Origin of the sequence: Bacillus sonorensis NBRC 101234 = KCTC 13918 (assembly GCF_001592005.1) — a bacterium.
Lineage (GTDB): Bacteria > Bacillota > Bacilli > Bacillales > Bacillaceae > Bacillus > Bacillus sonorensis.
Genome location: NZ_BCVZ01000001.1, coordinates 89,165 through 106,677, shown reverse-complemented (window position 1 = coordinate 106,677; position 17,513 = coordinate 89,165). Strand labels below are relative to the sequence as shown.

General features: G+C 46.7%; 18 protein-coding genes. 13 read left to right on the top strand and 5 right to left on the bottom strand.

Features of this window, described 5'->3' with window-relative positions:
• Nucleotides 1–135: 135 nt before the first annotated feature.
• From BTR1S_RS00480 to BTR1S_RS00440, 9 genes are all read left to right on the top strand, one after another.
• The gene (locus BTR1S_RS00480; protein ID WP_029419610.1) at nt 136–1,098 is read left to right on the top strand and encodes a sugar-binding transcriptional regulator; all 963 of its coding nucleotides are present in this window, start codon (nt 136–138) and stop codon (nt 1,096–1,098) included.
• Entirely contained in the window at nt 1,095–1,538 is a 444-nt protein-coding gene (locus BTR1S_RS00475) for a transcriptional regulator GutM (protein WP_006639349.1), read from the top strand. The genes BTR1S_RS00480 and BTR1S_RS00475 overlap by 4 nt, the downstream gene beginning before the upstream one ends.
• Complete coding sequence (gene srlA, locus BTR1S_RS00470) at nt 1,535–2,083, top strand: PTS glucitol/sorbitol transporter subunit IIC (protein ID WP_029419609.1); 549 nt, start codon at nt 1,535–1,537, stop codon at nt 2,081–2,083. The genes BTR1S_RS00475 and srlA overlap by 4 nt, the downstream gene beginning before the upstream one ends.
• A 16-nt stretch (nt 2,084–2,099) precedes the next feature.
• Nucleotides 2,100–3,107: a PTS glucitol/sorbitol transporter subunit IIB gene (gene srlE / locus BTR1S_RS00465; protein WP_029419608.1), complete on the top strand. Its 1,008-nt coding sequence runs from the start codon at nt 2,100–2,102 to the stop codon at nt 3,105–3,107.
• Nucleotides 3,108–3,130: 23 nt separating this feature from the next.
• The gene (locus BTR1S_RS00460; RefSeq protein ID WP_006639346.1) at nt 3,131–3,496 is read left to right on the top strand and encodes a PTS glucitol/sorbitol transporter subunit IIA; all 366 of its coding nucleotides are present in this window, start codon (nt 3,131–3,133) and stop codon (nt 3,494–3,496) included.
• A gap of 17 nt (nt 3,497–3,513) precedes the next feature.
• Nucleotides 3,514–4,299: a sorbitol-6-phosphate dehydrogenase gene (gene srlD, locus BTR1S_RS00455; RefSeq protein ID WP_006639345.1), complete on the top strand. Its 786-nt coding sequence runs from the start codon at nt 3,514–3,516 to the stop codon at nt 4,297–4,299.
• Between the two features lie 18 nt (nt 4,300–4,317).
• The gene (locus BTR1S_RS00450; protein ID WP_029419607.1) at nt 4,318–4,983 is read left to right on the top strand and encodes a transaldolase family protein; all 666 of its coding nucleotides are present in this window, start codon (nt 4,318–4,320) and stop codon (nt 4,981–4,983) included.
• A 151-nt stretch (nt 4,984–5,134) separates the two neighbouring features.
• The gene (glcR, locus tag BTR1S_RS00445; RefSeq protein WP_029419606.1) at nt 5,135–5,905 is read left to right on the top strand and encodes a transcriptional regulator GlcR; all 771 of its coding nucleotides are present in this window, start codon (nt 5,135–5,137) and stop codon (nt 5,903–5,905) included.
• Nucleotides 5,906–5,920: 15 nt separating this feature from the next.
• A complete protein-coding gene (locus BTR1S_RS00440; protein ID WP_029419605.1) occupies nt 5,921–6,805 on the top strand; it encodes a Cof-type HAD-IIB family hydrolase in 885 nt (294 codons plus the stop codon).
• A gap of 196 nt (nt 6,806–7,001) precedes the next feature.
• Here the strand turns inward: BTR1S_RS00440 and ureC are convergent, their stop codons facing one another.
• The 5 genes from ureC to BTR1S_RS00415 all read right to left on the bottom strand — a co-directional run bounded on the left by ureC (nt 7,002) and on the right by BTR1S_RS00415 (nt 14,049).
• Nucleotides 7,002–8,711, bottom strand: coding sequence for an urease subunit alpha (gene ureC, locus BTR1S_RS00435; RefSeq protein WP_006639341.1), 1,710 nt, complete (start codon nt 8,709–8,711; stop codon nt 7,002–7,004).
• Nucleotides 8,708–9,082, bottom strand: coding sequence for an urease subunit beta (gene ureB / locus BTR1S_RS00430; protein ID WP_006639340.1), 375 nt, complete (start codon nt 9,080–9,082; stop codon nt 8,708–8,710). The genes ureC and ureB overlap by 4 nt, the downstream gene beginning before the upstream one ends.
• Nucleotides 9,079–9,396 (bottom strand): urease subunit gamma, encoded by a 318-nt coding sequence (gene ureA / locus BTR1S_RS00425; protein ID WP_006639339.1) that lies wholly within the window; start codon nt 9,394–9,396, stop codon nt 9,079–9,081. The genes ureB and ureA overlap by 4 nt, the downstream gene beginning before the upstream one ends.
• A gap of 302 nt (nt 9,397–9,698) precedes the next feature.
• Nucleotides 9,699–12,464 carry a DEAD/DEAH box helicase gene (locus tag BTR1S_RS00420; protein WP_029419604.1) on the bottom strand — a complete coding sequence of 922 codons (2,766 nt, stop codon included), beginning with the start codon at nt 12,462–12,464 and terminating at the stop codon, nt 9,699–9,701.
• A complete protein-coding gene (locus tag BTR1S_RS00415) occupies nt 12,451–14,049 on the bottom strand; it encodes an SWIM zinc finger family protein (protein WP_006639337.1) in 1,599 nt (532 codons plus the stop codon). The genes BTR1S_RS00420 and BTR1S_RS00415 overlap by 14 nt, the downstream gene beginning before the upstream one ends.
• A gap of 218 nt (nt 14,050–14,267) precedes the next feature.
• Between BTR1S_RS00415 and BTR1S_RS22985 the strand changes: the two genes are divergently transcribed.
• The 4 genes from BTR1S_RS22985 to BTR1S_RS00400 all read left to right on the top strand — a co-directional run bounded on the left by BTR1S_RS22985 (nt 14,268) and on the right by BTR1S_RS00400 (nt 17,506).
• A complete protein-coding gene (locus BTR1S_RS22985) occupies nt 14,268–14,411 on the top strand; it encodes a YwzD family small protein (protein WP_006639336.1) in 144 nt (47 codons plus the stop codon).
• Between the two features lie 222 nt (nt 14,412–14,633).
• Nucleotides 14,634–15,359 (top strand): YveK family protein, encoded by a 726-nt coding sequence (locus tag BTR1S_RS00410; protein WP_006639335.1) that lies wholly within the window; start codon nt 14,634–14,636, stop codon nt 15,357–15,359.
• A gap of 24 nt (nt 15,360–15,383) precedes the next feature.
• Nucleotides 15,384–16,136 carry a tyrosine-protein phosphatase gene (locus tag BTR1S_RS00405; protein WP_029419603.1) on the top strand — a complete coding sequence of 251 codons (753 nt, stop codon included), beginning with the start codon at nt 15,384–15,386 and terminating at the stop codon, nt 16,134–16,136.
• 53 nt (nt 16,137–16,189) lie between these two features.
• Nucleotides 16,190–17,506, top strand: coding sequence for a UDP-glucose dehydrogenase family protein (locus BTR1S_RS00400; protein WP_029419602.1), 1,317 nt, complete (start codon nt 16,190–16,192; stop codon nt 17,504–17,506).
• The last annotated feature ends 7 nt before the right edge of the window (nt 17,507–17,513 follow it).

The following is a 17,513-nucleotide window of genomic DNA, read 5'->3' as shown; positions in this document are numbered from 1 at the left end:
GAACCGGTTTTTTTATTTCGTCAAAAAAAAGACAAATTTAAATTGACTCAAGAATGTCCTGTATGTATAATGTAAGCGAATACAAAACAAATGACCATTACTTGCACAAATGTGCAAATTGTAAAGGGTGATCGTATGGAGATGAAAGATGACAAGCGTCTTTTAATCAAAATTTGCAAAATGTACTATGAAGAAGATTTGACACAAAGCCAGATCGCCAAGGCGACGGGAATTTACAGGACAACCGTTGGCCGCATGCTGAAAAAGGCGCGGGAAGAAGGCATCGTCAAAATTACGATCGATGACAATGTCGGAGCCCATTACGATTTAGAGCGCGAGCTTGAACAGCTTCTCGGCCTTAAAGAAGTGTTTATCTGCGAGACAAAACCGGGGCAGACAGCCGAGGAAAAGAAGAAAAGCGTAGGCAAAGCAGGAGCCGATATGTTAAAGCGCGTCATTAAAGACGGTGATACGGTCGGATTTGCGTGGGGGACGACGATGGCGGGCATGATCGGAGAATTCCACGGAGTCAGGAAACGCAGCGCTTCTTTCGTTCCGCTTGTCGGAGGCCCGGGCACAATGGACACAAAATACCACGTGAACAGCATCGTCTACAGCATTGCCAGTGATTTTGGCGGCACGCCGTATTTTATCGATGCCGCAGCGGTCGTAGAGAAAAAAGAAACAAAGGACGAAATTGTAAAGTCCCATTACTTCAAAAAAATAGAAGGACTCTGGAACGGTCTTACGGTCGCAGCCGTCGGAATCGGAGCGCCGGTTAGTTCATCCAATATGATCTGGACCGGTTTTTACGGAGATGAGGATATGGAGCGTTTAAAAGAAAAACATGCAGTCGGCGATATCTGTTCCCGTTTTTTTGACCGTTCCGGAAAATTAATAGACACCGAGATTAATGACAGAACCATTGCCATAGACATCAATCGGCTGAAAGATTTGGAATATTCAATCGGCCTGGCCGAATCGCGTGAAAAGGTTCCATCCATTATCGGAGCAGCCAAAGGCCGCTACATTAATGTTTTGGTGACGACTGCCGAAACAGCCAGAGAAATCGCCGCGGAGGTGAAGAACAAAACATGATCATTTATTTTATCATTGCTCTTGGCATAGCCTGGCTTCTCCAAAGCGTATTGGGCTTTTGGCAAATCAGGCATTTCAATCGAACATTCGCGGAATACAGGCGGATGGGAAGAGTGGCGGTCGGAAGGCGGACCGGGCTGTTCAGAGCCGGGACGGTCGTTTTGTTTGTCATTGATAAACGGAATAAAATCATTCAGGCCTCCAAAATGCAAGGGGTTACGGTTTTTTCAAGAATCAGGCCTTTAAAGGGCTTTGAAGGAAAGTATCTGCCGAAAATCGGGCAGTCCGACCTTGCCTCTCACGACCGCCTGACGAGGCTGGCAATTCAGGATGCGTTAAGAACATTCAGCATCATCACTAAAGGAGGTGATGTTCCGCCAAAGAAATCGCTGTTTCAAAAGCTGTTTAATCTTCAGATGAAAAAAAGAGGTGAAATATGAAAAACGTAACATGGTTTGCAGAAAAATTTATGGATTTATTCAGACATGGCGGCGAAGTTTTTGTCAGCATGCTTACAGACATCGTTCCTTTATTGATAATGCTGCTTGTCGCCATGAATGCAATGATACGGCTGATTGGAGAAAAGCGGGTTGAAACGCTTGCGAAAAAATCGGGAAAAAACCCTTTGACGCGGTATTTGGTGCTACCCGCCGCCGGAACTTTTATGCTTGCAAACCCAATGACGCTGTCGCTCGGAAAGTTCCTTCCGGAAAAATACAAACCGAGCTATTATGCCGCAGCTTCTTATTCCTGCCATACCTATAACGGGCTCTTCCCCCATGTGAATCCCGGCGAGCTGTTTGTTTTTCTCGGGATTGCCGCAGGCATTACGACATTGGGGCATGAAACGACAGAGCTGGCTCTCCGCTACTTTTTGGTCGGGATTGTGACCAACTTTTTAAGAGGCTGGGTGACGGATTTCACAACGGCTTATGTAGCGAAACAGCAGGGTGTTTCATTAAAGGATTCGATCGAACTTAAATAAGAAAGGCGGTTGACAGATGAGTTCCTATCGTTCGGTTATAGTGTCAAAAGGGCCGGGAGGATTTGGCGGACCGCTGGTGATCACCCCTGATGAACAAAAAAATAAAATCGTATATGTCACAGGGGGAAACAAGCCGGAGTTTGCCGACTATTTGGCGGAGCTTGCGGGATGTACGCTCGTCGACGGTTTTAAGACGACGGTTCCCGAAAAGGAAATGGCCGCTGTCATTATTGATTGCGGGGGGACGCTCAGATGCGGTCTATATCCGCAAAAACGGATACCGACCATCAATGTGATGGCAACTGGAAAAAGCGGGCCGCTCGCTGCCCATATTACAGAAGATATTTATGTTTCAGGGGTAAAAAAAGAGAATATCAAACTGCATAAGGCTAAAGAAGAGCCGGAACAGTCCAATATTCTAAAAGATAATCAAATAGAACATAAACAAAACCATTATAGCACAGACAAAAAAATTAGTGAACAGCAGGCGCCAATAGGCGTCATGGCGAAAGTCGGAATGGCGATGGGGTCGGTTGTCAGCATTTTTTATCAGGCCGGCCGGGAAGCGATTGAAACCGTTATCAAAACGATACTTCCATTCATGGCATTTGTCGCTTTATTGATCGGCATCATCAAAGAGTCGGGAATCGGGGATATTTTTGCGAAATTTCTGTCTCCTTTTGCAGGTTCCCTTCCAGGATTGCTGTTAATCGCGTTTGTTTGTTCGTTTCCGCTGCTTTCTCCGTTCCTCGGCCCCGGCGCGGTTATCGCCCAGGTGGTCGGGTCATTGATCGGCGTAGAGATCGGAAAAGGCAACATTCCGCCGAATCTCGCGCTGCCCGCATTATTTGCGATCAACTCACAGGCGGCTGCAGACTTTGTTCCTGTCGGCCTCGGGCTTGCTGAAGCAGAGGTGGAAACCGTCGAAGTCGGAGTCCCATCCGTGCTGTATTCGCGATTTTTAACGGGAGCGCCTACGGTTTTCATTGCTTGGCTGGCGAGCTTTGGATTGTATGACAGCTGAGATTGTTTGAGGAGGGAGAAACCATGTCTATGATTTATAAAACGAAAATCAATAAAATCGGAGCATTAGCATCCGCTTTCTCAGATGAAAAAATGCTGATTTTATTCGGCGAAGGAGCGCCAGAAGAATTAAAAGATTATTGCTTATCGATTGATATACAGCCCGTTGAAGAAGATGTCATGAAAGGCGATGAGCTTCTGCTTGGCGGGGAATCTTATAAAGTGACCGCCGTTGGGGAAGCCGTGGCGCAGAACCTGGCCAACCTTGGACATATTACGCTCAAATTTGACGGGGCGAGTACTGCGGAACTGCCCGGCACGTTATATCTTGAACAGAAAGAATTGCCTAAGGTTTTGGCTGGAGATTGGATTCAAATTAAAAGAAGCTGATAAGGAGCGAGTGCGATATGGAAATGAATGAAGGGAAAACGGCGTTAATCTGCGGAGGAGGACAAAGCCTCGGTGAAGCGCTGTCCTACCGGATGGCAGAAGCGGGATACGACGTTGCCGTCGCGGACATCAATGGAGAAAACGCCAAAAAAACCGCGGATCAGGCAGCCGAGAAATACGGTAAAAAATCGCTGGCGATTGAAGCGGATTTTACAAAAGAAAATGATGTCAAACGAATGATTGAGAACGTGTCTGCTGCATTTGGCAAAATCGATGTCATGGTATACAGCGCGGGAATCGCGAAAAGCAATAAAATCATCGACTTTCAGCTGAAAGATTGGGAGAAGACCATCGATGTCAACCTGACCGGATATTTTCTTTGCGCAAAAGAAACGGCAAAAGTCATGATCGAGCAGGGCTCAGGATCTATTATTCAAATCAACTCAAAATCCGGAAAAGTCGGCAGCAAACATAATACGGCATATTCGGCCTCAAAATTCGGCGGTGTCGGCTTAACCCAAAGTCTTGCGCTCGATCTTGCCGAACATAATATTCGCGTGAACAGCATTATGCCGGGGAACTTATTGAAATCCCCGATGTTCCAAAGCTTAATACCGCAATATGCGAAAAAGCTGGGTATTCCCGAAAGCGAAGTGGAGCGCGTGTATACGGAAAAAGTTCCGCTGAAGCGCGGCTGTACGTACGATGATATCGCCAACGCCGTATTATTTTATGCATCAGATCAAGCTTCTTATATGACAGGCCAATCCATAAATGTGACCGGAGGACAGGTCATGCATTAAACGCGGGGAGTGACGGAAATGAAAATGCTTGTGGATTCAGCAAATATATCAGAGATTGAAAGCTTGTTAGATTCGCTGCCCATTGACGGCGTTACGACCAATCCCGCACTGATAGCCGGGGAAAAGCGGCCATTTAAGCAGCAGATCAAAGAGATTCGCCGCCTTCTTCCCGATCATCTGCCCCTTCATGCCCAAATCATTGGCAAAGACTGTGCGGGCATGATGGAGCAGGCAAAGGATCTGCACGATTGGCTCGATGGAAACGTCTGGATCAAAATCCCCGTCACAAAAGAAGGATTGCGTGCGATTCAACAGCTTTCTAAAGAAAATTTCCGCATAACCGGAACGGCTGTCTATACGGCTGCACAGGCCGTCCTTGCAGCAAAGGCGGGTGCAGGGTATGTTGCGCCATATGTCAACCGGATTGACAATGAATTCGGCGATGGAGCAGGGACAGTCAAAACGATTGTCGGCTTGTTCAGCATGTACGGATTTCATTGCAAAGTGCTTGCGGCAAGCTTTAAACATAAGGGGCAAATTCTCTCCGTGATGGAAGCGGGGAGCCATGAAGCGACGATCAGTCCGGCGCTTTTCGGGAAACTGGCCGATCATCCCGCTATAGACCGGGATATTGAGGCGTTTCGCAAAGCCTGGCGGTCTGAATATGGAACGTTTTCTCTTTAGCAAAGGGACTGGATGCTGGAGATGTACATATGCTCTAGCATTCAGTCCTTTTTTGCTTAACTTTACTTATTTCGTCTTGATATCATTATGAATTTAACTTATAATTACTTAACAACAACGAATTTCACTTAAGAGAAGAAGGAATGATGAAGTGTATCAGGAGGAACGGTTAATTTCCATCATCGACTATTTAAAGGAGCATAAACGAATTTCCGTTGAGCAGATTTGCTCTTTATTCCAAGTCTCAAGAGATACGGCAAGACGTGATCTCGTCAAGCTGAAAGAGCGTGGCGCGATCATCCGGACGAGGGGCGGCGCCATCTTGCCGACCATTCATGATGAGATTAAAGACTACTCCGGAAGACTGGAAATCGTTTCTGAAGAAAAGAACATGATCGGCAAAGCGGCTGCTTCATTAATCAGGGAAGGCGACCATATCATTTTCGACGCGTCCACGACAGTTCAAGCCTGTGCAGAGCATTTACCGGATATCAGTTGTACGATCATAACCAACTCGATTAACCAGGCGGAGGTTCTTTCTTCAAGGAGGGGGGCGGATATCCATCTTCTCGGCGGAAAGCTTCAGAAGGAGCACAGATTTTTATATGGCGCTTCCGTAATTGAAAAGCTGTCAGGCTACCATGTCGATAAAGCTTTCATCGGGGTTGTCGGAGTTTCTGATAAGGGGCTGACAATTGCCCATGAAGAGGATGGAATGGTCAAGAGGAAAATGATATCCCAAGCGAAACAAGTGATCGCGCTTGCGGATCACTCCAAAATTGGAAGGACGGATTTTTTCCGGTATGCCGGGCTAAGCGACATTGATCTTCTCATTACCGACAGGCTGCCGGTAACAGAATTCCAGAGGCTGCTCGATCAGCACGGTGTGGAGCTGCTTGTGGCAGAACAAGAAGGGACATAAGGGGGAAATCAGCTGATGAGAATGATTGCCGTGGATTTGGATGGGACTTTATTAAACAGTGCAAGCAAAGTGGCAAGGGAGAGCATCGAAGCGATAAAGGAAGCGCAGAAAAACGGAATTGAAGTGGTCATTGCCACAGGGAGGGCGTCTTTTGACGTGCAAACGATTTTTCAGGAGACAGGCATCAAAACATGGATCATCAGCGCCAATGGAGCGGTGATTCACGACCCTGAAGGGCGCCTTTGCCATGCCGTTCCGATTGAGCGGAAAAAGGCGGAAGGAATTCTTCGCTGGCTTGAAGAAGAGAATTACTACTATGAAGTGTTCAGCGATGATGCGATCTTTACTCCGCAAAATGGAAGAGAGCTGCTCGATATCGAATTGGACCGTCTGAGAAGAGCAAATCCCGATGCCGATTTATCAAAGCTTGAACTGGCCGCCGAGCAGCAGCTCAGCCAAAACGGCTACGCGTACATCAACTCTTATCGGGAGCTGTTTGAACGCGATCAAAACCTCAATGTATACAACGTTTTAGGCTTTTCCTTTCATAAAGAAAAGCTTGAAAAAGGCTGGAAACGCTTTGAAAAGGAAAAGGGCCTAACGCTCGTCACTTCGGCCGAACACAATTTTGAGCTTGAGCATATTCAGGCGTCCAAAGGGCTCGCATTAGAAAAACTGGCGCATAAGCTCGGCATTCCGCTGGATGAGACGGCTGCCGTCGGAGACAGCCTCAACGATTATTCCATGCTGAAAGCAGCCGGGAGGAGCTTTGCGATGGGGAACGCCCGCGAGGATATTAAAGAGATGGCCGACGAAGTGGCGCTGACAAATGATGAAAACGGTGTGGCTCATATCCTGCGGCACCTCATCGATCAGAAAAAAGGTTTAAAATCGATTTAATTCGCATACCCTTTAATATCGGCGTGATGCCGGTGCAGAGCTGGCAGCGTAACGATAGGGGCAGCGATTTAATACTTGCCCTTCTTTGATTCAGCATCTCCGACATCTCATCATAAGATGTTGGGGATGCTTCCTTTGACATTGAAGGGCCAAACAGAAGATGAACATCACCTGTGTTCATCTTCTTTAGCGTTTATCAGAATAAGAAATATCTTTGGCCGAGCGGGACGGAACTGACCGGCTGGCACGACAGTTCTTCTCCGTCGGCGTATACTTGGTATGATGCAGGATCGATTTCAATTTTTGGAAGCGCTCTGTTCCATTTCATATCCATTTTACTGAGCCGCCGAATGCCGCGGACAGGGGAAATCATTTTCTCTAGCCCCAATGTATTATGGACACCGCGGTCAATGCTTGCCTGAGACATAAATGTAATGGAAGTCGAGCGGTTCGCTTTACCGTAAGAAGCATACATCCGCCGCATCAATACAGGCTCCGGCGTAGGGATGGAGGCATTCGGATCACCCATTTGCGCCCTTGCGATCATTCCGCCTTTTAATACGAGCTCCGGTTTGACGCCGAAAAACATCGGGTCCCAGAGGACAAGGTCGGCTAATTTACCTTTCTCGACTGACCCGACTTCATGGCTGATGCCATGAGTGATAGCGGGATTGACGGTATATTTTGCGATATAGCGCTTTGCGCGCACATTGTCATTTCCATTTTCTCCAACTAAAGCGCCGCGCTGTTTTTTCATTTTATCCGCCGTCTGCCAAGTACGGATGATCACTTCGCCAATTCGGCCCATTGCCTGTGAGTCAGAGGATGTCATGCTGATTGCGCCGATATCGTGCAGAATGTCTTCCGCAGCAATCGTGGCCGCCCGGATTCTCGAGTGGCTGAAGGCGACATCTTCAGGAACATTGGCATCCAAATGGTGGCAAACCATCATCATATCCAAATGTTCATCGATTGTATTGACGGTATACGGAATTGTCGGAGTTGTAGATGAAGGCAGGATATTCGCATAAGAAGCAAGCTTCATAATGTCGGGCGCATGCCCTCCGCCGGCCCCTTCGATGTGGTAGGTATGAATGACGCGGTCGCCTATCGCTTCAAGCGTGTTTTCAAGGAATCCGGCTTCATTGATCGTATCAGTATGAATCGTTGCTTGAATATCCGCTTCCTCCGCGACATCCATGCAAGTTTTGATGGCTCTCGGCGTCGTTCCCCAGTCTTCGTGAAGCTTAAGTCCGATCGCTCCAGCTTCCACCTGCTCAATCAACGGCGCTGGATCTGAAGCGTTTCCTTTAGCCGTAAAACCGACATTGACCGGAAATTCTTCACCGGCTTCGAGCATTCTTGCTATATACCAGGCTCCTGATGTACATGTTGTCGCTTTGCTGCCGGTCGCAGGGCCTGTCCCGCCGCCGATTAATGTCGTCACTCCAGAAGACAGGGCGACCTCCATTTGCTGCGGGCAAATAAAATGAACATGGGTGTCAACTCCGCCGGCTGTCAAAATTTTTCCTTCACCGGAGATGACTTCTGTTCCGGCTCCTACGATCATATGCGGATCAACTTGATCCATGATGTCCGGATTTCCGCTTTTTCCGATTCCAACGATTCGGCCGTCTTTAATGCCGACATCGGCTTTCACGATCCCCGTATAATCAAGCACGACAACGTTTGTGATCACAAGATCAAGCGCGCCGTCTTTACCGGTGATTCGGCCATTTTGTCCCATACCATCGCGAATCGTTTTTCCTCCGCCAAAAATCATTTCTTCCCCGTAAACAGTGAAATCTTTTTCGACTTCAATCCAAAGATCGGTATCCCCGAGCCTGATTTTATCACCTGTTGTCGGTCCGAACAGCTCAGCATATTGTGTTCTCGTCAGTTTCACCGCTTAACCCCCTCTATCCATCCGGCGCTTTTTAGACGGTTCAACGCCTGTTCTTTTCCTCTTTCATCAAGAAATGTTTCAGTCATGCCGTTTAATCCCCTGACTGTCCGCCGTCCGACGAGTTCTACAAGCTGAACGGTTTTTTCTTCCCCCGGCTCAAACCGGACTGAAGTTCCGGACGGAATATTCAGCCGCATCCCCAAGCTAGCTTCCCTGTCAAAAGCCAAAGCCCGGTTGGCTTCTGCAAAATGAAAATGGGAGCCTATTTGAATAGAGCGTGTCCCTGTATTTTTCACTTTTATCTCTTTTGTTGCCCGTCCCTCGTTTATTGAAATCATGCCATCAGCAATTTGATAAGCCCCAGGTTTCATGTTGTCGCCTCCCGTGCAATCGGCTGATGAATGGTGACAAGTTTGACGCCGTCAGGAAAAGTCGCTTCAACCTGGATGCTTTCCAGCATTTCAGGAACTCCTTCCATCAGGTCGTCTGCCGTCAGGACATGCCGGCCTGCTTCCATCAGTTCAGCCACACTTTTTCCTTCGCGTGCGCCTTCCATAATAAAACAGGTCAAGTAAGCTGCTGCCTCTGGATAATTCAGCAGCACACCCCGTTCCTTTCTTTGTTTTGCAAGCTCCCCCGCGGCAAAAATTAAAAGCTTTTCTTGTTCAACCGGTGTCAATTTCATCCTTTCTCCTCCTTTTTTGCTTGATATAAAAAGAAATGAACAAGGTTTCCCGGTATCACCTCCTTAAATCGAAATGCCAAAGTTTTAAGTTAAGGAAGTTAATAATTTCATGATAATTATATAATTAATGGTAAAATTCTTCAAAAAATATTTAAAATATTAAAAAAAATGTCAATATTGAAAAGGGAAACGTGTAAAGGCTCAGCTGAAAAATGATAAAACATGCGGTATTGAAACGAGGTGGAGACCCACGACTTTAGAAAAAATAAAAAACAGCCGCCTGAACGGCGGCTGCTTTGGCATCATCCCGAAATAGCGGCTGTGCTTAATGTAAACAGCTCTTCAAGTTCTTCTTCAGAAAGCTCGGTAATCCAGTTCTCGCTTTGAATGATCTGGTCATTGAGCGATTGCTTTGATTCGAGCATTTGATCGATTTTTTCTTCAATTGTTCCGGTGGTAATGAGCTTGTGGACATGCACAAACCGTTTTTGGCCGATCCGGTAGGCGCGGTCTGTCGCCTGGTTTTCGACAGCCGGATTCCACCATCTGTCATAATGGATGACATGATTGGCGGCTGTCAGGTTTAAACCCGTTCCACCCGCTTTTAAGGATAGGATCAGAATCGGAAATTCTTTGTTTTGAAATTGCTCCACGATTTTGTCCCTTTCCAGTTTCGGTAAGCTTCCATTCAAAAACTTGACAGGTTCGTCAAATGACGTTTCAAGCAGCCGCTTCATCATTTCACCCATTCCAATATACTGGGTGAAAATCAGACAGCTTTCCTGCCGGCTGCGAATCGTTTGCATCAGCTCAAGCAGTTTTTCCAGCTTAACGGATCTGCCGTTCAGAAGCTCTGTTTCAAACTCTTTTAAGTAGAGGGCCGGATGGTCGCAGATTTGCTTTAATTTGCCGAGCATGCTGAGTATCAATGCTTTTCTCTGCATTCCGGCGAGAGTTGTCATGTGTTCAAATGTATCCTTTACAAGCTGCTCATATAAGGATGCCTGTTCTGCCGAAAGCGGGATGAATTCTTTTTCCTCCTGTTTTTCGGGAAGATTGAGGGCGACTTCCTGATCCTGTTTCGTTCGTCTCAGCAAAAACGGCTTAATCAGCTGTTGAAGCTGTTCAATCCGCTTTTCATCACGGTCTTTTTCAATCGGCAGGACAAAGCGCTTATGAAAGCTGCCCAGGCTTCCGAGATAGCCTTTATTCATAAAATCATAAATCGACCACAGCTCTGTGAGCCGGTTTTCCATCGGCGTTCCGCTGAGCGCGATATGGTGAAGGCCTTTCAGCTTTCTGATAGAGCGGGACTGCTTTGTATGCGCGTTTTTAATATTTTGCGCTTCATCAAGGCAGATGCAGTTCCACATTACACTTGTCAGATCGTCAAAATCGGAATGCGCGAGGCCGTAGGAGGTTAACACAATGTCCGCATCTTTGTACTCTTTCTGAAATGCTTCTCCTCTCGGCCGTTTTGGACCGTAATGGAGCGCCGCCGATACACCGGGGGCGAATGCCTGAAGCTCGCGCTGCCAGTTCCCGAGCACCGAAGTCGGTGCAATGATCAGGGATGGCGTTTTTTGTCCTTTTTCTTTTAAATAGGCGAAATACGCGATCATCTGGATGGTTTTCCCGAGCCCCATATCATCTGCGAGGCAGGTGCCAAATCCGCATTTTCGGAGGAAGAGGAGCCAGTTCAGTCCGTCTTCCTGATAGGCTCTGAGCGTGCCCTTAAAGTATTTGCTAACTGGGTATGATGGGAGCTCATGTCTGTCGTTCAGCTTTCGGATCATGTTTTTCAGCTGGTATGACAATTCAAACTGCACTTCGCTGAAAGCGGAGGTATCGAGCAGGTCGTCTTCTTTATGCTCTCCGCTTCGGTCTGTCAGCTCCCGCGCGAGGATGTCTGACATGTGAAGCCCTTCAGTTTCGGCGCGTTCCATCAGCTTTTTCATTTGTTTAATAAAATTCGGATCGATTTTGATCCATTGTCCGCGGATATTAACGAGCCGCCTTTTATTTGCGACAAGCTGATGAAACTCTTCTTCTGTCAGTTCGATTCCATTTGTCGCAAACCGCCAGTTGAAATCCATCAGAGCGTTCATTCCGACGAAAGATTCGCCCCTTGGTGCTGAAGAAACTTTCGCTTTCAGCAGCATGTTGCTGTCTTTAACAATCTGCCACCAGGATGGCAGCAGGATTTCGATCCCCATGCTGACGAGTGTTTCGCTTGCTTCAGACAGGAAGATCCAGGCTTCTTCTTCTGACAGCAGGGTCGTGCCCGACTCGATCGTCAGCCATGGAACGATTTGGCGGAACCGGTCCTGTTCGCGGGCGAGTTTATCGGCGTACGCGCGCCACGATGCTTTTAATCCTTTCAAACCGTCGAAAAACTGGATTTCCCCGCTTTTTTTATCGCGTAAAAACAATTCAATTTTCCAATCATCACCGTCAAAGTCGGGCTCGTTTAACCTGAGGCCGACGGTAAACGGCACTGGATTCTCGAGCCAGCCGATCGTTTCAAGAAAATCATCTTCATCGAGAAAATGTCCTTTAAATGAAGTAATGGCCGGAGAATGTTCAACGATCGCCTCCCATTTTGCCCTCAGTGCATCGTTGTAATCGATATAGTCATCGACTGCACTGGAAAACCACTTCGCCGTAAAGCCTTCCAAAAGGCCTTCTTTGTCCTTCCAGCACAGCTTTCCTTGCTTCCATGCATCATAATCGGGCAGGAAATCTTGATCCGCAATAAACTCATAAATCGTTGAAGCTGTTTTCATCAACGGTTCTGTTTCCTCAGTCAGCAAAATGTCGCTGAAAGAATTAAACGAGTTTTTGCCAAGAAATTCGACAGCCATCCAGGGAGACAAAAGCACGGCCGGTTTTTCCAATCCTGCATCCTCAAGAAAAGTGCCGTAAAAGGATGATTCGTGCCATTGGAAAAGATGCCTTTCCATTTGGCTCCGCGTCAGCGGCTGATCATCCGTGTCATAGCAGGATAAAATGAATGTATAGTCTTCCGATTGTTCGACGTGTATCACGATTTCTTTAAGACTCGCCATCGATCAACTTTCCTTTCTTTAGCTCCTCCTGGAACGCACGCAGCCTTTTGTGGCGGGCCGTAAGCTGTTCCATGTACCGCTTCCAGACATCTTGTTTTTTCAGCTTTCTATAGAAAGTGCGCAGCTTTTTTAAGTAGCTGACGGCTTCATTGTATGCGCTGCGGTTCCGCTGTTCAATCAGCTCCGAAATTTCTCTGTGATAAGAAGGGAGCAGCGCTTCGGGCGCCTCTGCGGCGATGTCCTTCAAGGCATTCTGCCCGATCTCGGCGATTGTAAAGCCGACAAGGCTGTGGATCTCCATCCATTCTATAAATCGCTTCCGGCTATAAAGAAAATGGCTGTATTCCGTAAAGGTGTACGGCAGGCATTTTTTGCAATACCTTTCATATAAATGCTCATCATTTGCGTTTTTACTGTAATCGCCGAGAAACAGGAAGAATTCGCTCAATACATCCCGGATGTCCCGGTACGGTTTATCAAGCTTGCAGAAGCCTTCCACAAGAGGTTCAAGGTGCTCATACCATTTTTTAAGGCGTTTCCAATCCTTTTTCGCCGTCATGATCCCGAGCCATTGAAACATATAAGGCAGAATGTCGGGAGAAAAAGTGTCGGCTTGTTCAAACATCACGTCGTCGTTTTTTAACAGGAATTCGAGGTGGAGCCGGCCGAATTGAATTTCCGGGGAGCCGTTCAATTGCTGTAAAACATCAAGCTCCTCCTTGAGCCATTTCGGACGGGCGAGAAGAGCGCTCCAAATCTCTCCGAATACCCGGAGTCTTTCATATTGAAATATGTCTTCTTTGAGCAGCAGCTCACGAACGACGCCGGGCGTTTTTTCTAAAAATGGATCAAGCGCAAATGACAGCGCATAGGTTTTCAGCTCATCTATTGAACCGTAAATCGTATCCATCAGCTGTTCGACATAGGGATTCAGTGAATAAAAGTCTTTTTCCGGATCGATGCGCCCTTTTTCAATCAGTGTGTGCATGGCAAGCCATGTCGCAAGAGCGGCATGGATCTGGTAGATTTTTTTCAGCTCAGGTTCGGTTGGCGTCCGTTTTTTTAGGGCTGAATAATACCCATAATAAAGATATTGCATCGTTTGCTGGCCTTTAGGCGTCTGCTGTTCCCAAAGGCTGAATTCCGACTTGAAAAAGCGGACCCAGCCTTCAAGCGTCTGCACACCTTCATCGGGTTTGCGCCGAAGCTGATTGACCAGCAACTGCCGATCAAGGGATTGCCGCTGTTCTTTCCAATATTCCGTAAATGTTCCCAATCGTTCATATTGTGCATATAAATATAAGTAAACGGCAAGGACGTGGCGGCAGATTTTTTTCGACGGGCACGAACAGCTGCTTTTTGTGACAGCGGACAGATCAATGGTGACTTTCACTGGTACAACGTCCTGGACATAAGCGGAGGCTGTCTGCCCGTCAAGCGCTTTTACCCGATAGACTGAATCCTGTCTGTATAATATAAGAGCTTTTTTCATCAGCTGAATATTTTCATCATTGCACGGCAGCACATGCTTAAACTGCTCAGCCGCCTCCATTACAACCGTTTTTGAGATCATTTCCTGAAGCATGTCTATCGCTCCTAACCGAATCACTTTTAAAAAGTTTCCAATCTCTCTATTATAGCTCAATTGATTCGTGCAAAAAAGATTTTCTCGGGAATAGGACATAAAAACGGACAGCTGTCGAATAATGTATTAGACTATGGCAAATCGTTAATGAACATCATATAATCTGAAATATAACGCAAAAAAATTATGAATTCTTTGGAAGCTGAAAGGAAAAGGATATGGATGATAAGGAATTGAATCAGGAAGAATTTTTGAAAATTCTTATGCATGCTTACGACATTGGCGAAAAGTCGCATGATATTACGACAAAAGAATTGCTTGAAGATCTGATAATTCATATTAAAAATGGTTATACAACGTAAAAAAGCTGCGAACTCGTTTTGCGGCTTTTTTTCGTTCAGCAAAAAAAGCCCTGTTCCTGCAAAAATCGATAGTTACTACCATATAAAGACCCCGTTTTCCCGGAATCTCCCGCTATTTGTCATGATTCATTTCTTCCCGTTGTGTAATAAATATGTATAATTAAGGTAACGATGGAAATTTGCTGAAAATTTAAATAAATACTTCGCCTAAGGGGGGCTCTTATGCGAGACAAGCTCGGCTTTAAAGATATGTTCTTCGTTTTGAAAAAAAGATGCGCTCTCATCATTCTAATTACGATGACGGCAGCTGCATCAACCGCCGCCGTTAATTATTTTTTGCTCACACCGGTTTACCAGGCATCTGTCCAAATCCTCATCAATGGCCGCCAAACCTCAAACTTTACCGACATTCAGACTAATCTTGAACTCATCAACACTTATAATGTGATCATGAAAAGCCCAGTTATTTTAAATAAAGTGAAGGATGATCTCAACCTTCAGGAAACGACGGAAGAACTAAAGAAAAAAATTACCGTTGCCAGCGAAAATGAGTCGCAGATTGTCAGTATTTCCGCGACGGACAAGGATTATTCAAAAGCCGCCGCAATCGCAAATACAGTCGCCTCCGTTTTTCAGAGAGACATCCAAGATATTATGAACGATAAAGCTGAAATCAGCATTGTGGCAAAAGCCGTGCCATATGATTCTCCTGCGCCGGTCAGTCCCAACAAAATGTTTAACATGGCTGTCTTCACGATGTTTGGACTGCTGCTCGGAGCGGGTCTCGCTTTTCTTCTTGAGCTTTTAAACAGCACGGTCAAAAACGAGGAAGACATTGAAAATGGGCTGGAGCTTCCCATCCTGGGGAATGTTTTATACACGAAACCAAAAAAAGGACAAGCCGTCAGGCTGGTGAACGGGGTCATCGGGAAGGATCAGTCGTTTTAAGCGAACAATATGGGAGGTCCGGTTATGATCGATATTCACTGTCACATTCTTGCCGCGCTTGATGACGGAGCAAGGTGTATGAATGACAGCATCGAAATGGCTAAAAAAGCCGTTTCCCAAGGAGTCCACACGATTATCGCCACCCCGCATCACAGAGCCGGCATATGCGAGCATGAAGAAGAGGAGATACTTGCCGGCGTATCGGCGTTGAAGGCCAGACTCAAGCAGGAAAACATTCCGCTGAACATTCTGCCAGGTCAGGAAATCCGCTTATACGGCGAATTAAAAGATGACCTTGTGCGGGGAAGGCTCCTCAGCCTCTCCAATACGAAATATGTCCTGATCGAGCTTCCTTACCACCATGTTCCCCGCTATGCGGAAAAGCTGCTGTTCGATATTCAGTTGAACGGGTTTATTCCGGTGATTGCACATCCCGAGCGAAATATGGAAATCATGGAAAATCCCAATCTTTTATACCGGCTTGTCAAAAATGGGGCATATGTCCAGGTCACATGTTCAAGTCTTGCCGGGAGGTTTGGGAGAAATATCAAAAAGCTGGCCCGCCGCTTCATCGAAGCCGATCTCGTCCACTTTATCGCCTCAGATGCGCACAATCTGACCACCCGTTCCTTCCTTTTTGATGAATTGGAAAACGAATACGGCCCTGATCTTTTGAGTATGTTTATAGAAAATGCCGGGCTTCTCTTAAAAAACCGGGATATACCTAAAAAACCCCCGCTTCCGCTCAAAAGGAAAAAGCTGTTGGGCCTGCTGTAAAAAAGCCAGGATGCTCCGCAAGCCGGCATTTATTCAGTCAGAGGAGGAGCAGCATGAAGATTTCCATTGTTGGCACCGGGTATGTCGGTCTTGTGACGGGCGTCTGTCTGTCGGAAATCGGCCATCATGTCACATGCATTGATATTGATCAAAAAAAGATCGCTATGTTGAAAAAAGGGGTGTCGCCGATTTATGAGCCCGGACTCGAAGACATGGTCCGGAGCAACCTTGACCGTCGCAGGCTGGCGTTTGACACCAGTTTTGAAACAGGCATTTCAGGGGCTGATATCATATTTATCGCTGTTGGTACACCGCAAAAGGAAAACGGCTGGTCAGACCTCCGGTATATTGAACATGCGGCGGAAATGATCGGACGCCATGTGAAGCGCGATTGTCTTGTCGTGACGAAAAGCACTGTTCCGGTCGGCACAAGTGAACGGATTTTGAAGCTCATCGAACATCATCTAACGCATCCCATTCACATATCGGCTGCGTCCAATCCCGAATTTTTACGGGAGGGTTCAGCCATTTATGATACGTTTCACGGCGACAGGATCGTAATCGGAGCCGAAGATGAACAAACGGCTGACACGCTTGAACAGGTCTTTGCGCCATTTGGCATTCCTATTATGAAAACCGATATCAGAAGCGCAGAGATGATCAAATACGCATCAAATGCATTTCTGGCCACGAAAATCAGTTTTATAAATGAAATCTCAAATATTTGCGAGAAAGTCGGTGCGGATATTGAGTCTGTCGCATACGGAATGGGGCAGGATAAAAGAATCGGCCATCAGTTTTTAAGAGCCGGCATCGGCTACGGCGGCTCATGCTTTCCAAAAGATACGAACGCACTCGTCCAAATTGCCGGCCATGTAGAGCATGATTTCGAATTGCTGAAATCAGTGATTAAAGTAAATAATGAGCAGCAGACCCTGTTGGTCGAAAAAGCGGAAAGCCGGCTCGGCGGTTTACAAAACAAGGTGATTTCTCTGCTCGGCCTGTCTTTTAAGCCGGATACCGATGATATGAGGGAAGCCCCGTCAATCGTCATTGCCGAAACATTGGCCGGCAAGGGTGCGAAGATTAAAGCGTTCGACCCTGTTGCGACCGAACATGCAAAACAGGTATTAAATAAAAATGTGCAATATGCGCAGACGATTGAAGATGCTGTAAAGGATGCTGACGCGGTGATGATTTTAACAGATTGGGAAGACATTAAAGCTTTCCCTTTGGCAGCCTACAGAAAGCTGATGAATGACCCGGTCGTGTTTGACGGGAGGAACTGCCATGAATTGCAGGAAGCTGTTGAAGCAGGTATTGAATACCATTCCATCGGAAGGCGGCAGATTGTTCCCGTCCCGATGTAGCGCCGCT